Source organism: Kineococcus indalonis, from assembly GCF_009906395.1.
Taxonomy (GTDB): domain Bacteria; phylum Actinomycetota; class Actinomycetes; order Actinomycetales; family Kineococcaceae; genus Kineococcus; species Kineococcus indalonis.
Genome location: NZ_JAAALM010000827.1, coordinates 1 through 1,148 on the forward strand (window position 1 = coordinate 1; position 1,148 = coordinate 1,148).

Annotated in this window: 1 pseudogene; it reads right to left on the reverse strand. The window is 82.8% G+C overall.

Going from position 1 to position 1,148, the window contains the following annotated elements:
* Positions 1 to 1,148, reverse strand: a pseudogene (locus GTR00_RS21385) (hypothetical protein); the annotation flags it as partial.

Genomic DNA, 1,148 nt, shown 5'->3' on the forward strand with positions numbered 1-1,148 from the left:
GGCCGGGGCGCGGCTGACCGGGGGCAGCGGGCCGCGCCGGCGCAGCCACCACGCCGCCGGGCCCGGGCGCGAGCGCCCGCCCAGCGACCACGGCCGCACCAGGGCCGCGGCCCCCGACGGCTCCGCCGCCAGGGCGCTCAGCACGGCGGGCCACTCGGCGCTCACCAGGTCCAGGTCGGGCACCGCCCAGGCGTCCTCGACCGCGGTCGCGGCCGGCCCGGGCGCGCCGCCGGGGTCCGGGGAGGCGTCCAGGACGTCGCCCCACACCTGCTCGGCGTACTCCTCCAGCCCCGCCAGGCCCCGCTCGACGGCTTCCTCGACCTCCTGCTCGTCGGCCAGGTCCAGCGCGCCCACCGGCACCGCGACCAGCCCCGCGAGCACCCCGGCCGCGCGCAGCACCGCCGGTCCCCACACCTCGAGCAGCTCCGGGTCCACCTCGGCCACCGCGTCCGGGTCCAGGGCGCGGGCCGCCAGCGTGCCCGGCAGCACCAGGGCGCTCGCGGGCGCCAGTTCGCCGTCGGCGTCCGGCAGCGCCAGGTCGCGCAGCACCGGCACGTGCCGGGCCACGCGCGCCACGGCCGCCTCGTCCGCCGCCTCGTCCGCCGCCTCGTCGGCCTCCGCGTCCGCTCGCCCGTCGCCCCGCCCGCCGCCGGTGACCACGGCCGCCACCAGGCCCAGCACCGCGTCGGCCAGCGCGTCGGGGTCCTCCGCGTCGGGGGAGGCGGCCACCGCCGCGACCACCGCGGGGTCGGTGAGCAGCGCCCACGCCCCGCCCTCGCGCGCGCCCAGGCGCACCAGCAGCTCCCCGGCGGCCCCGGCCGAGGCCTGCGGGTGCGCCACCCGCAGGCCGTACCCGGCCAGCAGGCGCGCGGCGGAGGCGTCCAGCGCGTCGGCGTCCGCGGCGTCGAGCACCACCACCCCGCGCGCGCCGTGCACGGTGCGCCCGTCCAGCAGCGGCACCGGCAGGCCGGCGACCGCCTCGCGGGCGGAGGGCTCCGCGGCCAGCGGCAGCAGCGCGGCGAACAGCTCGCGCGCCGCGTCGGGCGCCCCCGCGCCGGGCAGCAGCTCCAGCGCGTCGGCCAGCCCCACGCGCACCACGCCCAGCTCGGTGAGCAGGCGGTCCACGGCGCGCGGGGCCGCCACCAGGC